Source organism: Sphingobacterium cellulitidis (assembly GCF_043187465.1).
Lineage (GTDB): Bacteria > Bacteroidota > Bacteroidia > Sphingobacteriales > Sphingobacteriaceae > Sphingobacterium > Sphingobacterium cellulitidis.
On the sequence record NZ_CP171136.1, the window covers coordinates 3,274,570 to 3,290,366 of the forward strand.

The 15,797-nt window shown below is 39.3% G+C and carries 13 protein-coding genes; 8 read left to right on the forward strand and 5 right to left on the reverse strand.

Features of this window, described 5'->3' with window-relative positions; genetic code table 11:
• Positions 1–18 precede the first annotated feature (18 nt).
• Both mrdA and rodA read left to right on the forward strand, forming a co-directional pair.
• Positions 19–1,998, forward strand: coding sequence for a penicillin-binding protein 2 (gene mrdA / locus ACF3OC_RS14435; protein WP_392469570.1), 1,980 nt, complete (start codon positions 19–21; stop codon positions 1,996–1,998).
• Positions 1,991–3,271: a rod shape-determining protein RodA gene (gene rodA, locus ACF3OC_RS14440; protein ID WP_392469572.1), complete on the forward strand. Its 1,281-nt coding sequence runs from the start codon at positions 1,991–1,993 to the stop codon at positions 3,269–3,271. The genes mrdA and rodA overlap by 8 nt, the downstream gene beginning before the upstream one ends.
• A gap of 268 nt (positions 3,272–3,539) precedes the next feature.
• Here the strand turns inward: rodA and ACF3OC_RS14445 are convergent, their stop codons facing one another.
• The 4 genes from ACF3OC_RS14445 to ACF3OC_RS14460 all read right to left on the reverse strand — a co-directional run bounded on the left by ACF3OC_RS14445 (position 3,540) and on the right by ACF3OC_RS14460 (position 6,670).
• Complete coding sequence (locus ACF3OC_RS14445) at positions 3,540–3,956, reverse strand: GxxExxY protein (RefSeq protein ID WP_094256096.1); 417 nt, start codon at positions 3,954–3,956, stop codon at positions 3,540–3,542.
• Between the two features lie 343 nt (positions 3,957–4,299).
• Positions 4,300–5,160, reverse strand: coding sequence for a nucleoside phosphorylase (locus ACF3OC_RS14450; RefSeq protein ID WP_094256097.1), 861 nt, complete (start codon positions 5,158–5,160; stop codon positions 4,300–4,302).
• On the reverse strand, positions 5,157–5,774 hold the full coding sequence (locus ACF3OC_RS14455; RefSeq protein WP_094256098.1) for a YigZ family protein: 618 nt from the start codon (positions 5,772–5,774) through the stop codon (positions 5,157–5,159). The genes ACF3OC_RS14450 and ACF3OC_RS14455 overlap by 4 nt, the downstream gene beginning before the upstream one ends.
• Positions 5,771–6,670: an EamA family transporter gene (locus tag ACF3OC_RS14460; protein WP_318271347.1), complete on the reverse strand. Its 900-nt coding sequence runs from the start codon at positions 6,668–6,670 to the stop codon at positions 5,771–5,773. Before ACF3OC_RS14460 ends, ACF3OC_RS14455 begins: the two co-directional genes overlap by 4 nt.
• Positions 6,671–7,229: 559 nt before the next feature.
• Here ACF3OC_RS14460 and ACF3OC_RS14465 point away from each other — a divergent pair.
• From ACF3OC_RS14465 to ACF3OC_RS14485, 5 genes are all read left to right on the forward strand, one after another.
• Positions 7,230–8,060 carry a prephenate dehydratase gene (locus tag ACF3OC_RS14465; RefSeq protein ID WP_094256100.1) on the forward strand — a complete coding sequence of 277 codons (831 nt, stop codon included), beginning with the start codon at positions 7,230–7,232 and terminating at the stop codon, positions 8,058–8,060.
• A 41-nt stretch (positions 8,061–8,101) separates the two neighbouring features.
• Positions 8,102–9,208, forward strand: a complete 1,107-nt coding sequence (locus ACF3OC_RS14470; RefSeq protein WP_094256101.1) for a chorismate mutase — start codon at positions 8,102–8,104, stop codon at positions 9,206–9,208.
• A 2-nt stretch (positions 9,209–9,210) separates the two neighbouring features.
• Positions 9,211–10,464 (forward strand): 3-phosphoshikimate 1-carboxyvinyltransferase, encoded by a 1,254-nt coding sequence (gene aroA / locus ACF3OC_RS14475; RefSeq protein ID WP_094256102.1) that lies wholly within the window; start codon positions 9,211–9,213, stop codon positions 10,462–10,464.
• Positions 10,465–10,526: 62 nt separating this feature from the next.
• The gene (gene aroC, locus ACF3OC_RS14480; protein ID WP_392469576.1) at positions 10,527–11,624 is read left to right on the forward strand and encodes a chorismate synthase; all 1,098 of its coding nucleotides are present in this window, start codon (positions 10,527–10,529) and stop codon (positions 11,622–11,624) included.
• The gene (locus tag ACF3OC_RS14485) at positions 11,614–12,477 is read left to right on the forward strand and encodes an ROK family protein (protein WP_392469578.1); all 864 of its coding nucleotides are present in this window, start codon (positions 11,614–11,616) and stop codon (positions 12,475–12,477) included. Before aroC ends, ACF3OC_RS14485 begins: the two co-directional genes overlap by 11 nt.
• Positions 12,478–12,495: 18 nt before the next feature.
• On the opposite strand, the gene ACF3OC_RS14490 is transcribed toward ACF3OC_RS14485, so the two are convergent.
• Positions 12,496–14,913: a thiamine pyrophosphate-dependent enzyme gene (locus ACF3OC_RS14490; RefSeq protein ID WP_094256105.1), complete on the reverse strand. Its 2,418-nt coding sequence runs from the start codon at positions 14,911–14,913 to the stop codon at positions 12,496–12,498.
• Positions 14,914–15,056: 143 nt separating this feature from the next.
• Between ACF3OC_RS14490 and ACF3OC_RS14495 the strand changes: the two genes are divergently transcribed.
• The gene (locus ACF3OC_RS14495) at positions 15,057–15,794 is read left to right on the forward strand and encodes a hypothetical protein (RefSeq protein ID WP_094256106.1); all 738 of its coding nucleotides are present in this window, start codon (positions 15,057–15,059) and stop codon (positions 15,792–15,794) included.
• Positions 15,795–15,797 lie beyond the last annotated feature (3 nt).

Sequence of the window (15,797 nt, forward strand, 5' to 3'; positions counted from 1 at the left end):
AATTACGGTCTTATTCACATGAACAATAGTTATTTCAACCGTAAGTTCGTTATTCAAGGAATTTTTATTGCAATCGCCTTAGTTATTGTTGCAAGGCTATTTTACATACAGGTTATTGACGATAAGTATTTACTATCCGCCAATAACAATGTCATGCGTAAGAAAATCATTTATCCTGCGCGTGGAGTTATCTTGGACCGAAATGGCAAGGTACTGGTTCAAAATGAACCAGTCTATGATATCATGGTTACTCCCAGGGAGGTAAAGGATTTGGATACCCTTTTACTTTGTGATTTATTGGGGATTGACACTGTTGATTTCAATGTTCGGATGAGGAAGGCCAAAGCTCATTCTCCATACCGTGCTTCACAATTCATGAAGCAAGTATCTTCAACCGTCTATGCAAAGTTCCAAGAGCATCTTTATAAGTTCCGGGGATTTTATCCTTTGAACCGGACTGTCAGAAGTTATCCGGATAGTATTGCGGCACAATTTCTAGGTTATATCCAAGAGGTAAATGATCGAGATATCGAAAGGTCCAATGGATTTTATCGTCCTGGAGATTATATTGGAGCATCAGGGGTCGAGCGTGCCTATGAGGAACTATTAAGAGGAAAGCGAGGGGTTGAAAACCAGATGGTCGATGCCCTGAATAGGCCTCAAGGTAGTTTCATGGAAGGTAAATACGATACCTTGGCGGTAACGGGAGATGGACTAGTTTCTTCCTTAGACAAGGATTTACAGATTCTAGCTGAAAAGCTGATGAAGAATAAACTTGGTTCTGTTGTTGCCATTGAACCTTCTACAGGTGAGATTTTAAGTTTTGTAAGTAGTCCTTCTTACAATCCAAATATGATGGTTGGTCGGGAATTAGGGAATAACTATATGAAGTTATTGAATGATGAGACTAAACCAATGTTTATCCGTCCTATTCAGGCATCCTATCCTCCGGGCTCTGTATTTAAGGTTGTTTCAGCATTGACAGCACAACAAGCAGGTGTGATCAATGACCAAACGATATTTTACTGTCCGGGTGGTTACCGTTATGGCGGCGGTCGTGCGATTATGCGCTGTACCCACGTCGATGGTGCAACAGGATTAGTTAAATCCATCAAAATGTCATGTAATACCTATTATGGGTATGTCTATGCGAAAATGATCGATTCCAGGGGCATGAGTGGTCCTAAAGCCTACGACCTATGGAAAGAAGCTTTAGGGAAATTTGGTTTAGGTCATAAATTAGGAATTGATCTACCAGGTGAAAAACCAGGATTGGTCCCAACATCAGATTTTTACACCAAACGATACGGCAGTGGAAATTGGCGTTCAAGCTTTAATATTTCCTTATCAATTGGTCAGGGAGAGTTAGGGATTACTCCTTTGCAGATGGCTAATATTATGGCTATTGTGGCAAACCGCGGATTCTACTATCGCCCGCACCTAATCAAAGGTATTGGTGAGAAACAGATTGTGAAGGAAGAATTCACGGAAAAGGTTTTTGCCGGTGTTGATGCCAAATATTATGAACCTGTAATTGAAGGGATGAGCCAAGCCGTGAACCAAGGTGGAACGGGAGCAGCTTCCAAGATTGCGGGCATTGAGATGTGTGGTAAGACCGGAACGGTTCAAAACCCACATGGCGAGAACCATGCTGTATTCTTTGCCTTTGCCCCTCGTGATAATCCGAAGATTGCCATTGCCGTATTCGTAGAGAACGCAGGTTATGGTGGTACATGGGCGGCACCGATTGCAAGTATGATGGTAGAGAAATATCTGAAGGATACCATTTCCCTACCGAAGTACATTCAGGATAGAATCTACAATGGCAACTTAATGCCAAAACCAAAAGTAAAAAAGGAAGATAGTATCAAAAAGGATAGTACAAAGAGCAATTCTGCCAAAACACAAACTGTACGCACGGCAGCGGTTTCACCAAAGAAAAATGAAGATTCAGGCGTATTAGTTCATCATAGTCAAGTGAGAAGGAACCATGAATAATTTGCATAAGAAAAGTTTTTTTGGACGAATTGATTGGTTGACCATTGGATTATGGCTTGCACTATGTCTGATAGGATGGTTCAATATCCATGCTGCAGTGTATGACCCTGAAAACCCAGGCTTGTTCAACTTGGCGACAAACTATGGTAAACAATCCATCTATATCTTCACGGCATTAATCATTGGAATCTGTATTCTGATTATTGACTCGCGGTTTTTTATATCCTCCGCCCCTATTATCTACATTGTGGTTATCCTCCTGCTGGTCGCCGTACTGGTGGTCGGAAGAAATGTAGGTGGTAACCAGGCGTGGATTCCCTTGGGAAGCTTCAGGCTCCAGCCTTCCGAATTTGGAAAACTAGCAACCTGTCTTTTGTTGGCCTATTACCTCAGTAACCAAACCAACAAAAACCCCAATATGAAGACACTGTTCGTCGGTGTTTGTATCGTCTTATTTCCAGTGGCCTTGGTTATGTTGCAGCCCGATACAGGTTCTGCACTTGCCTTCTTCTCCCTGGTATTTGTATTCTATAGAGAAGGTTATGTCAGTACCGGATTATTGATCATCGGTGGTTTGGCAATCTTCTTATTTGTATTGGCACTTCTGGTCAATCAGTGGATCCTGATAGGAATACTTGCCTTGGTTTGTGGTTTCTTCGCCTTTATGATGCGTAAGAAACGTAAGAACCTTATCAATATGGCCATCTTATTCGTGGTGTCCAGCGTTTATATCCTCTGCGTTGACTTTGCTTACGAACATATCCTACAACCGCATCAGCGAAATCGTATCGATATTATCCTTGGAAAAATGGACGACCCTAAAGGTCAAGGTTACAACTTAAACCAGTCCATGATTGCCATTGGTTCGGGTCAATTATTTGGTAAGGGCTACCTACAAGGAACTCAAACCAAATACAATTTCGTTCCAGAACAAAGTACCGACTTTATTTTCTGTACGGTCGGTGAAGAATGGGGATTCGTCGGATCCGTAGTGCTGATATCACTCTATGTCGCGCTATTGGTTCGATTGGTGAATATCGCAGAACGCCAAAGAACTGCCTTCGCCAGAATCTATGCCTATGGCGTAGCCTCTATCCTCTTCTTCCACTTCTTTATCAATATAGGGATGACAATAGGTATAGTACCTGTAATTGGGATTCCGCTTCCATTTATTAGTTATGGAGGGTCATCGCTCTGGTCATTTACTATTTTACTATTTATTCTGTTGAGATTCGACTCCGCAAGGAAAGGGATCGGTGGGGTGGGCTTTTGACCAGGAAAGGAGGATTTGAGGATTGGCCAAGATTTGAAAGGAAAATGTGAAACGGAAATGTGAAACGGGGAATTTGAAAGTAGAAATGTGAAACGGGGTATTGGTTTGCGGGATAATCTGAATGTGAAACCGGAATGTGAAACCAAAAAAATAAATGCTGTAATTTGGGTGAGTAATTTGGATATTACTACTTGAGTGAAGGAAATGTTGAATTGGAATATTGGGGGATAGATAAAGTTTGAGTGGGGATTAATTGCATTTTTTTTGACTAACTGTTTTCGGAATTGATATTGAAGTTTTTGTTGTAGATACGTTTGAATTCTAGTCGGGTATTTCCGAAGTTAATGAGTAAACCAATATTTACGTTGTAGGCTTCGAGGTAATTTTTGGCTTGAGCGAGATGCAAGTTTTCCAAGCTACTTAAGGCTTTGAGTTCCACCATAATTTTATTTTCCACAAAAAAATCAACTCTCCTAGTTCCTACTTTGGTGTTTTTATACATAATGGTCATTTCCATTTCACGCTTGTATGCAATATTCTGGCTCTTCAACTCTATCGCCAAACAGCGTTGATAAATCAATTCCTGAAAACCTCCTCCCAAAGTCCGATGCACCTCCATCGCACAGCCAATAATCCTACCTGTTAAATCTGTTAAATGATTATAATTTTCAATAGGATACTTCATCTTCCAATTCGTTGCTATCAATAAATATAACAACTAAAAATACCGGAAAATAAATCAACAATAAATGAAAACAAGTTACGATTAGGTTAAATAATAACTATTCTTCCTCCCTATCCAATTCTCCATTTCAAGCTCCAATCATATTAAGTTACGTTCTCCAAAAAGCAGTTTCAAATTTTCAATTCAAACTCCCAAAATACCACATTCTGTACTCCAATAAGCCGTTTCAAATTTTCGATTCAAACTCCCACCATACCATATTAAGTACTCCAATAAGCCGTTTCACTTTCTTTCAGCTCATGGCCCATCCTCAAATCATGTTTATCCTGGAAAATCCTGGTATTTACTGGCCTATGCGACTAATCACCATCCTAATTGCTTTATCAACTATTTCCTGTGGGTTTTTGCTAAAAGATTCATTCACTCGGCTGGCAAGGATGGCATTGATTGAAATTGCGTGATGACCAAACATATTACTTAAGGCATATATGCCTGCGGTTTCCATTTCGAGGTTTGTGATATTACGTCCTTCGATATTGAAGCTATTGGCGTTTTTGATCAGGTCGGGATAGGTATTATTGGATCTGACATTTCTACCTTGTGGACCATAGAATCCTGGGGCGGTCATGGTAATACCTTTAGGAAGGTCGAAGGCAAATTTATCGAGAAGTTTTTGGGATGCTCTACCGATATATGGTTTGAAGGTAAGTCCTTTAAAATGGTTGATTACAGCTTCCTGAAGTTCTACTTCGGGTTGGGTATAGGGCTTTTTATAGTATTGCATTAAGGTATCAAAACCTATGGCATATTCAGATGCGAGAACAGTTCCCATTGAAATATTCCCTTGGATGGAACCGGATGTTCCGATTCGGATAATATCCAACGATTTGATTTCGGGCTTTAAGGTTTTGGTTTTAAGGTCAACATTGACCAAGGCGTCCAATTCATTGAGGACAATATCTATATTATCCGTTCCGATTCCGGTGGAAACAACGGTGATCCGTTTTCCATTTACGGAGCCAGTATGGGTAATAAATTCGCGTCTACCTTTTTTTATTTCGATATTATCAAAGTATTTGGATACTTCAGGAACACGGTCAGGGTCACCAACAAAAATAATGGTATCAGCAATATCAGATGGCAATAAATTCAAATGGTAAATACTTCCATCGGAATTAATAATTAGTTCAGAATCGTTAATCATATGGTTCGCAAGTAATTGATCTCTACCCCCTCAATCTTCTCCATTCTCCCGATCACTTCATTTACTTGTAATTTACGGATTTCAAAAGTAATTTTACAATTCGTATCAAAATCTTGACTTAAAACTCCTAAGTCCGTTTCTTTAACGATTCGCATGACATCATTCATCTGTAAATAATCGAATTTTAATTCATAAACATCATTAACAGTTTTTTCTACAATTTGAGCATTTGCCAAAGCATCCTGGGTTGCTGTTTTGTAGGCATTGATCAATCCAGGCACTCCTAATAAGGTACCTCCAAAATAACGAACGACTACCACTAGAATATTGGTTACATCCATGGAGAGCAGTACATTCAGGATTGGTCTTCCGGCAGTACCGGAAGGTTCACCATCATCATTCACTCTAAAAACTGAACGGTCAGGGCTTAGTCTATAGGCATAACAATGGTGTCTGGCTTTAGGGTGCTGGGATTTTAGATCGGCAATAATATCTTTCAGGTTTGCCTCATCTTTGAAGGGATAGGCATAAGCGATAAACTTACTTCCTTTGTCCCTAAAAATACCTTCGGCAGGAAATTCAATAGTTTGGTATGTATCTTCAAATAAACTCACAGCAATGCAATTAATAAAACTGAAATAATGGCCAAAAATAACCCTATTTTATTGTAAACACTAAGTTTCTCCTTAAATAGTAGTACTCCGGCAATTGCACCTACTGCAATTACTCCGATATTCATTCCTGTAAACACTAGGGATGGACTATCAGGAAGTGCCTTATGTGCTTTCATATAAAACACGATATTACCGAAATTGAAAATTCCGAGAATAGCACCATATAACAAGGATTTCTTATCAAATGTTTCCTTTCTAATAAACAATAAATAAAGAAGAAAAATAAGGGCAAATCCTAATGCTAAGGTAAAGACAATCCATAAAGAAGACATGTAGCTAATCTGCGTATGAAGAGCAATCTGCTTGAATATTATATCGATGATTCCCATTCCAAAAAATACCAGCAAGGGATAAATCCACGTATTCTTACCTTCCGACTTATTGTTTTTACTCCAGCCTATCGAAAACACAATTGCCAGGAGACCTAGGGCAATACCAATAAATTTTTTGGATTCAAATTGTTCATTCATCCAGAAGTAAGCAGCAAGGAGGGGTATAAACAAGGACAATCTCTGAGCGACCTCCGTTTTTACGATTCCACCAAAGCGAATGGATAGTGCCAAACAGATAAAGATAAATGGCAATAGAAAACCTAAGGGTAAATATAGATTCCAAGGAAGATTTGATGTCCAGGGAATGATTTGAGGTTTTAGGACGAAATAAGTCAGCAAAAGAGCAACTGGGTAGTTCCAAACCAACAATTGCAGATAATTTACTCCACGTTGTCGTGCTAGCTTAATAATAATAGCTACAGTCACCGAACAGAGAACAGAAATTAGAATATAGAACATATATTTTTCACTCTTCAGAAAGAGTACAAATATATCCTTTTCCATTTATCATCATGAAATGAAACATTTTATTAAGCTTTCATTAAGAAAAGAACAACAAAATATTATCGATTTTCGAACATTTCACCTCGTTTTTAATATTATTTTCAATTGTTTTTTAGGTCTATTTTTTACGTGTTTTTTCATCATATTTTTAGTGTTTTTTATTCCTATTTTTTTGACTACAAATAACACAAAAAGCACCATTAAATGCGTAATAACTGGTTTTACTGAAATAATAAGTAAATTTTTTCGATTATTTTCATCATTTTTTAGGTTATTTTTCACGTTATTTTTCGATGTTTTTTACCTTATTTTTTCACATATTTTACGCACAAAAACAATATTTTTTAAAAAATATTTTGCACTTAATTAAAGAAGTTCTATATTTGACAACAATAACAAGGGAAATGAACAAACAATATACATATATCAACTTTTGGTTCTTTTATTTTAAAGATAAGAGCTGGGACTAGTATATGGTATTTAGAAAATATTAAGGGGTCCCAGCTGAAAAGTTTGGGACCTTTTTTATTGACAATATAAAAGCATTAGAAGACAAACAATGAGTGAGAAAATAAAGATTGCCATCCAAGGAGTTAAAGCTTCCTTTCATGAAGAAGCAGCTTTCAAATATTTTGGAAAAGAAATAGAGACCCTTGAATGCTCATCCTTTAAAAAGACTTGTGATTTACTAAAACAAGGCAAGGCAGATTATGTAGTGATGGCGATTGAGAATTCCATAGCAGGGAGTATCTTACCGAACTACAATTTACTCAGGGATTACCGCTTTCATATCATTGGTGAGGTTCATTTGAATATACAGCAACACTTATTAGCCTTACCTGGGGTAAAGCTTTCGGATATTCATTTTGTAGAGTCACATCCTATTGCGATCCGTCAGTGTGATGAGTTTTTAAGTGATCATCCAGAATGGACCATCAAGGAAGGAATGGATACTGCAGCATGTGCGAAGAAGATCTTGGATGAAAAATTAACCCAGACGGCAGCAATTGCAAGTGAGGCAGCAGCCAAACTATATGGGTTAGAAATTTTAGAAAAGAGAATTGAAACCAACAAAAAGAATTCCACTCGTTTCCTGATTCTATCGAACGAGTTGGAGGAACAGAAAAATGCGAACAAAGCCTCTCTTTCCTTCCAAACCTCCCATGCTATCGGGGCCTTAGCGATGGTATTGCAATGTTTTGCTGAGCAGAATGTAAATCTCAGTAAAATTCAATCCATGCCCGTTGTAGGCAGAAGAAACGAATATGATTTCTATGTCGATGTGGAATGGAAAAAGCAAGCAGACTATGATGCTGCGATAAGAAAAGTCCTTAAGCATACGGTGAACTTCAGTATCATGGGCGAGTACTTAAAGAACGAAAAAATCTAAATCAACATAATTAATTAAGTAAATAATCAAAAAAAAATACGATGAAACATTCATTAGACATTCTTCCATTAAAATCTTGGTTAGACACCGGAGATAAACCATTAATCATTGCCGGTCCTTGTAGTGCTGAGACAGAAGAGCAATTAGTTTCTACTGCACATTTATTAGCGAACACTGGAAAGGTGAATGTTTTACGTGCGGGCATTTGGAAACCACGTACTCGTCCAGGGGAATTTGAGGGTATTGGCAGCATTGGATTAGAGTGGATGAAGAGAGCGAAAGAGGAGACTGGATTATTGACAGCGACAGAAGTAGCGACGGCGAAGCATGTTGAGGAGGCTTTAGCAGCAGGGATTGATATCTTATGGATTGGAGCTCGTTCAACGGCGAACCCATTCACGGTACAGGAGATTGCAGACGCGTTGCAAGGTGTTGATGTACCCGTATTGATTAAAAACCCGGTTAACCCAGATTTATCCTTATGGATTGGAGCCTTAGAGCGTGTAAACAGAGCTGGAATCAAGAAATTAGCGGCGATTCACCGTGGATTCTCTTCTTTCGAGAAAACTGCTTTCCGTAATGAGCCAATGTGGGATATCGCAATTCAATTAAAAGCTATTGCACCAGAATTACCTATCATCAATGACCCAAGCCATATTTGTGGTAATCGTGAATTGATTCCATACGTAACGCAAAAAGCAATGGATATGGATATGCAAGGATTGATTATTGAATCACATATTGATCCATCTGTAGCATGGACAGATGCGAAACAACAAGTTACTCCTGCTGCCTTAGCAGAATTATTGGATAGCGTTGCAGTTCGTAAGCCAGAATCAGATAACCCAGCGTTTGAAGATAAATTAGCAGAATTACGTGGTCAAATTGACAAATTGGATGATCAAATCATCAAGCAGATTGCAGACCGAATGAAGATTGCTGAGAAAATCGGTGAATTCAAGAGAGATAACAACGTTACTATCCTTCAGATTAACCGTTGGGATGAGATTGTTCAAAAACGTATTCAATTAGCGAAAGCATTAAACTTAAGTGAAGAGTTCACGACAAAATATTTAGAGTTGTTGCATAACGAGTCGATTCGTAAGCAAAACGAGGTTATGAACACTAAACCGGTTGCGGAGGCATAAGAATGACGGCGAAAAGCTTAATTTTAACCCATCCTTCGCACAAGATTAAAGGCACGGTTCAGCTTACTGGTTCCAAATCAGAGAGCAACCGTGCTCTTATTATCAGAGCATTGAGTAAAGGGCTTGTACAAGTAGAAAACCTCTCTGAAGCAGCAGATACAGTAACCCTAAATGCAGCTTTAAACCAAGCTAGCAACGCAGATTCAGCGATTACAACAATTGATATTGGTCCTGCAGGAACAGCTATGCGTTTCCTGACCTCCTACCTGAATTTAATAAAAGGCAACTTTATTCTGACTGGAACTGAAAGAATGCAACAAAGACCTATTGGTATCCTAGTTGATGCCTTGAAAGACTTAGGTGCAGACATTCATTATGAAAACAAAGTTGGCTATCCTCCATTGAAAATTGAAGGTGGAATGATTCAAGGAAAGGAACAGATTTCAATTCAAGGAAATATCAGTAGCCAATACATATCCTCACTCCTATTAATTGCATCATCCTTAAAAAAAGGATTAACCATCAACATACTAGGAGAATTGACTTCGAGGCCTTATGTTACGATGACCTTGGAGATGTTGAAGGAATGTGGAATTCAGTATGAGTTTACAGAAAATAAAATTCAAATAACAAAACAGCCATTTACAGCCTCTACCATTTATGTAGAACCCGATTGGAGTGCAGCTTCTTATTGGTATTCGATAGTGGCATTATCCAAGGATGGCCATATCGTATTACCGGGACTAAAGGAAAGTAGTTTGCAGGGAGATATGGCAATTGTTGAAATAATGACTCATTTTGGAGTAGAATCCAGTTTTGAATCCGACGGCTTACACCTAAGAAGAGTGGATACAGGTTCTGAAAAGACCTTATTTGATTTCAAGGAATGTCCTGATTTAGCACAGACGGTTGTTGTCATAGCTTCGGCATTGAAGAAAGATGTTTCCTTTACAGGATTAGAAACATTAAAAATTAAGGAAACTGATCGGATTTTAGCCTTACAGACTGAGATTGGCAAATTTGGCGCAGAGTTGATAGCGGACGGGGAAACCTACCATTTAAAAACGGCGAAGGTAAAAGATCCTGGGAACTTAACATTTGCGACCTATGAAGATCATCGGATGGCGATGGCATTCGCGCCATTAGCGTTAGTCTTTAGCGAGGTTATTATAGAAGAGCCAAATGTGGTAGAGAAATCCTATCCGATGTTTTGGCAGCATTTAGAAGAGCAAGGCTTTCAGATTTCAGAAAAATAATATTCTGGCAAGCTAATCAAACTTATTATCAATTTTTATATATTTACGGGCATTATCGAATTATGGCAGGAAATACTTTTGGAGATTTATTTAAGATAAGCACTTTCGGGGAATCACATGGAAAGGCGATTGGGGTGATAGTAGATGGATGTCCGTCATTAGTTGAAATTGACGAGGAATTTATTCAATCGGAATTAGACAAGCGACGTCCAGGACAATCCAAAATCACCACTCAACGAAAGGAAAGTGATACTGCGCAAATCTTATCGGGAACTTTTGAAGGAAAATCCACAGGCACGCCCATTGCCATTGTGATTCCTAATGAGGACCAACGCTCCAAGGATTACTCCCATATTCAGGATAAATTTAGGCCATCACATGCTGACTATACCTATCAGGTAAAGTATGGTATTCGTGATTATCGCGGTGGAGGACGTTCTTCAGCTCGAGAAACTGCGGCACGTGTTGCGGCTGGCGCAATCGCCAAGTTATTTTTAAAACAATATGGAATCGAAATATTTGCCCATGTTTCGTCTGTAGGTAACATTGATTCTCCAAATCTTGATCTTAAGGATCTTTCTAGATTATTGGAAATCCGTGAGAATAACATTGTACGATGTGCTGATCCGGCGAGTGCTTCAGAAATGGAGGAATTTATCAACCAGGTTCGCAAGAATGGAGATACTGTTGGAGGCGTAATTTCGACGGTCATCCGCAAAGTTCCGGTAGGACTTGGGGAGCCAGTTTTTGACAAATTACACGCTGACCTTGCCAAAGCTATGATGAGCATCAATGCTGTTCATGGATTTGAGTATGGATCAGGGTTTGAGGGTTCAAAGATGTTTGGTTCAGAGCATAATGATATTTTCATCAATCAAGAAGATGAGATAAAAACAATAACCAATTTTTCAGGAGGAATTCAAGGCGGGATCTCCAATGGAATGGATATTACCTTTCGGACAGCATTTAAACCCGTTGCGACGATCATGCGTGATCAGAGCACCATTGATGCTGAAGGGAATGAAACCAGTATTTCCGGTAAAGGCCGTCATGATCCTTGTGTAGTACCTCGGGCAGTTATTATTGTGGAGGCGATGGCAGCCCTAGTAATAGCTGACCATTTATTAAAATATAAGGCCTATTTAAAGAATGCAGAATAGCAATTATATTCTTTCGTGTGATATTGGCGGAACCCATATCACATCTGCAATTGTGGAGAAAGATACGTGGAAAATTTTAAACGAGACCATCACTCGCTCGCATGTAAATTCGTTGGAAAATGCTAAATCGATTTTTCATGACTGGACTTCGAATATGAAGTCTTGCTTAGAAAAGACTGATTTAAAAGTAGTTAACATCGGAATTGCAGCGCCAGGTCCATTTGATTATGAAAAAGGAATTGCCTTAATGAAAGGGCAGTCCAAATACGATAGCATTTATAACCTGGAAGTAACTGCACCTATTTTAGAAGGTTTAGGTCAAGCAGATTTGAAGATATTATTTATCAATGACGCTGCGGCCTTCTTACAAGGAGAGGTTTTTGGATGTGGACTGGAGCATAAAGAGCGGATTTTAGGGATAACCCTTGGAACAGGATTAGGGAGTTCGGTATGGAATCAAGGGGACAAAGCATTTGATGCAGACCTTTGGAATACAGCTTACCGTGATTCCATCTATGAGGAATATCTTGTGACGAGATGGTTTGTAAAAAGATTTGAGGAGTTAAGCGGCTTAAAAGAGAGTGGTTTAAGAGAGATCCTTGAAAAACACGGGGAAAGTACAGAGGTTTCCCAATTACTTTCAGAATATCAGGAGCACCTATTACACTTCATGAACTTCTTTAGTCAGAAGCATGATTGTAAGTCTTTTGTAATTGGGGGTAATATTGTGAAGGCTTGGGATCGTATTTTTCCGGATAAATCAGTATTGGCGGATTTTGATGTTCAGATCGGTCAATATCAAGAGCATGCTGCGATTATTGGCGCGGCATCTTTATTTACCAAAGGACACTAAGAAAAGGAACATTTCCTCCTAGAAGATAGGAGGAAATGTTGTTGGATTACTATCTGCCATCATCTGATAAGCCGTTTCAACGACATCATCGACAGCAGGTTTAGTAAAATAATCACCATCGGATCCATAAGGAGGACGATGAGCTTTCGCCGAAAGCGTTTTAGGTTGGCCATCCAAATGGTAATAACCACCTTGTTTCTCTAATATTTCATGGGTTATGTAAGCCGAAGCACCTCCAGGGAAGTCTTCATCTACCACCAATAATCTATTTGTTTTCTTCAATGATTCAACAGAGATTTGGTCTCTATCAAAAGGTTGAAGACATTGCGCATCAATTATTTCAATGGAAACGCCTAATTTATCCAATTCTAAGGCGGCTTCCTGTACTATCCGAAGGGTAGAACCGTAAGATACCACGGTAATGTCCGAGCCTTCTCTAATCTTTTCAGCTTTACCAATTGGCACAGTGAACTCACTGATATTGTTTGGCATCTTTTCTTTCAAGCGGTAGCCATTCAAGCATTCAACGACTACAGCAGGTTCATCCGATTGCAGGAGGGTATTATACATACCAGCTGCTTGAGTCATATTTCTAGGCACACAGATATGCATTCCTCTCAATCCACCCAATAACACGGACATAGGCGAACCGGAGTGCCAGATTCCTTCTAATCGATGACCACGGGTTCTGACGATCAAAGGAGCTCTTTGTCTTCCTTTGGTCCGGTAGCTCAAACTTGCAAGGTCATCACTTAAGACAGGCATTGCATAAATCAGATAATCCAGATATTGGATTTCTGCGATAGGTCTAAATCCTCTAATCGCTAGTCCTATCCCCTTCCCTATAATTGCAGATTCACGAATTCCGGTATCAAATATTCTTTGGCTACCGAATTCATCCTGTAGGCCAGCGAAACCTTGGTTCACATCGCCTATTTTACCTACATCCTCCCCGAATGCCAACAATCGGGCATCATTATGAAAATTAGCTTTAAAACAAGCATTCAGTACTTCTCTTCCGTCTACGATTGGAGAATCGTTATCATACTGAGGCGCGATTGTTTCAACTGCTAAAGGGGAATATTTGGTATCTACGAAAAGTTTATCGTTAAATCTATCGTGGTTAATTTTTTGTTTTTCTCGGAACCAAGAAATCAGTTCATCCTTGCCAGGAACATCGATTCCTCTAAGTTCACGGATTACACGGCGAACATTAACATACACCTCCTTTAGGGAAGGCTCGGTTGTTGAAAGCAAGGTTTTTAAAGGGATTTCTGCTGCGTGGTGGTTAATACCTTCCAATTTAGCAATGGCTTCTTGCAGGTCAACCTGTAGAGTTTTGCGATAATCGGTCCAGGCACGTTTTTGTTCCTTACGAACAAAGTCTTTTGCTTCGGAATCGATATCAGCCAACTCCTCTTCAGTTGCCATTCCAGATTCGATTAGCCAATCGCGCATTTTCTGATTACAATCGAAATCAGTTTCCCATTGCAATCTTTCTTCCGATTTATAGCGTTCATGCGATCCAGAAGTGGAGTGGCCTTGCGGCTGTGTCATTTCCACTACGTGAATCAAGCATGGTTTACTTTCATTTCTAGCGAGTTCAGCAGCTTTTTCATAGACTTCACAAAGGCCGGCATAATCCCATCCTTTGACGCGGAAAATTTCAAAGCCTTGACCGGCTTCATCTTCCTGAAACCCTCTTAATACGGCGGAAATATCGCCTTTAGTAGTTTGGATTTCATTAGGCACGGAGATTCCATAGCCATCATCCCAAATGGAGATGACAACGGGTAATTGCTTTACTCCGGCAGCATTTACTGTTTCCCAGAATACCCCTTCGGAAGTTGCGGCATTACCGATTGTACAGAAGACTACTTCCTGTCCATTATTTGAGAATTTCTCTTTATGGGATAAGTTTGGATTGTTTTTATACAATTTAGAGGCGAGCCCCAATCCTAGGATTCTGGACATTTGTCCCCCTGTTGTTGAGATATCGGAAAAGCAGTTTACCTGGGCTGTTTGATCAATCCATTCACCGTTTTCATCAATGATAGGGGTTGCGAAGTGAGCGACCATTTGTCTTCCTGCGGAGGAAGGTTCGGCCTTGATATCGGGATTAGCATATAATTGAGAGAAAAAGTGATAGATATTGCTAATTCCTAGCGCGAAGGCCAAGGTTTGGTCCCTATAATAGCCTGATCGCCAATCGCCGGGTTTGAAGACCTTTGACAGGGCAATTTGGGCTAATTCCTTACCGTCTCCGAAAATTCCAAATTTCGCTTTACCGGTTAGCACTTCTTTTCGTCCAAGGAGGCTAACATATCGGCTTTGGGTGGCTAGTTTATAATCTTCAATGAGTACCTGGCGGAATTCCTCGTAGCTAATTTTTGATGTATTGTATTGCACTGATCGTGTCGTATTTAAATCTGACATTAAAGTGGTTCCTTTTTTAACAAAAATAAGAAAATAAACCAGTTTATCTTAGCCAATTTCAGGATTATATCAGATGATTTTTGAATTAAACATTTAACATTAAGACAATAATCCTTACTTTTAGCCGTATTTTCAAAGGACTTATGAGTAACATACATTTTTTTGATGCAAACGCGGGATCCGGGAATTTAGGAGATCTTGAAAAAACATTAGTCGTTAACAACTTGCTAACGATACCTTTAGAAAAAAGGAACAACGATTGGGTAGCGGAGTTTATCGATCATATTGGAGAGGCGAATCTTGCGGTTTCTGAACCGGAGATTATCATGAGCTCAGAAGGCTTTCCCTATTTTAATTTACGTTCGGTAGAACCAGGGGAGAATTTTCAGGCCTACGTCATAAAGAATAAATTAGGGCACTTACTTCAAAGTGGTTTTGGAGTAGCATTGAATACAAGAAAGGAAAATCCGGATTGGATGTTCAGTTATGGGGATTTGATGAATTATGCATTACGCAATGAGTTTTACACGGATGATCATCATTTCGCAAGGAACAACGAGGATTTTGTGATTGGCAACGATGAGGAAATCTTGGTGGGACAACCTTCGGAGGAGATATTACCTAGTTACGCTCGACATCAGATTCGCGAATTCCTACAATATTCAGGGGTTAGGAATCCGATGGTTATGCTGATTGCAAGAAATTATACGGATGAGGAAAAGGTAACACAGGACCTGGTTTTTAATATTACGCCTAAGAACTTTGCCAATGAACAAGAATATAAGCAGGCTATGAGTACGATTTCATGGTTTTTACCTAAGCATTATTCATTGGTAGGCTTGGATTCGGAAACTGTAGGTTCAGGATTTCAGCCTTTATAGATT